At 42.5% G+C, this 1159-nt stretch carries 1 protein-coding gene; it reads right to left on the bottom strand.

Features of this window, described 5'->3' with window-relative positions:
* On the bottom strand, nucleotides 1-1159 hold a 1159-nt coding region (locus CALSC_RS26855), incomplete at both ends, for an NF038122 family metalloprotease (protein ID WP_200817762.1).

The following is a 1159-nucleotide window of genomic DNA, read 5'->3' as shown; positions in this document are numbered from 1 at the left end:
CTTAGTATCGGCAAACCACCATTTATATAACTCTTGATACCAAATGTCGACAGTCCCTTCGTCTCCACTGCTATAAAACCAAGCATTGTAAGCAGACTGCCACATATTGATCAAGTTGTTCTCATTTCCCAGACCACTATTGCTGTTACCGTAACCGTGACCATTACCGTGACCGTGACCGTTACCATTGTTGGTGTTATGATTATCCAGCCACCATTGTTTAAAGGCATCTATATCTGCTAGGGTACTATCGGTAGTAGTATCAGTGCTTTCGCTGTTAAGATCTCCCCCACTAGCTAAGATGGCATCAAAATAATCAGCAGAAACATTCTGTTCAATCCAAGCGACGGTAACCCCCAATTTGTCTGCCACTTGCTGCTTGGCATCTTCTAGATAAGAGCCTAAATCTACTGTCCAACTACCATCCTCTGCCCACACTGCATCTGGATTCGTATCATAACCCAGCACATCCATGGTTTGCACATCTAACTTAGATATTTCTGCCCTCTCTTTATAGGACAAGGTCGGATCCATGATTCCCGATGAATCATAACGGTTTTGCCAGTGACTTGCTTGGTAATCATCGTTGTCTAGACCTGTTGACAATGTGGCGAGGACAGTATTTCCCCCATCAATGGTGAATAGATTCCCTGATAAATCAGCAGTATTACTGTCTGCTGAGAAACGGTATAAATCTAGGGGGGTGAAGTTACTCAGTTCTTGTTGCCCTGAGTACTGGGTATTATTTTCTAAGCTATAATCTATACCACTGGTGAATCCCATGATGTGACCTGTTTCGTGCAATACCACACTCAATAAGTCAATGGTTTGTTCTGCTGCTTCACCAGTCCTAGTGTAGTCATTATCCCATGTAAAACTATCATTTAAAACGATATAACCATCGTTGGCATTTGGGTCTACTAAGTCCCTTGTCCAAGTTCCTTTATCTTGGGTGAAGACTTGAGTAAGTTGCTCTTGTCCTTGCTGTAACTGTTGGCTTATATACTGGGTTTCATGGCTGTCTAATTCTACAACTAATTGAGCAGCTAAGTCCCTGGCTGCTTGTAACTCATTGTATAATTGCTGACCATAGTTCTCGGCTGGGTTGCCATTTTTGTAAGTGATGACACTAGCATCTAAAACTAGGCTTCCATCTAAG

The sequence above is a fragment of the Calothrix rhizosoleniae SC01 genome (assembly GCF_900185595.1).
In the GTDB taxonomy this organism is placed as follows: Bacteria; Cyanobacteriota; Cyanobacteriia; order Cyanobacteriales; family Nostocaceae; genus Calothrix_A; species Calothrix_A rhizosoleniae.
The sequence above is the reverse complement of the archived record's forward strand: the minus strand, read 5'-3'. Positions and strand labels throughout refer to the sequence as shown.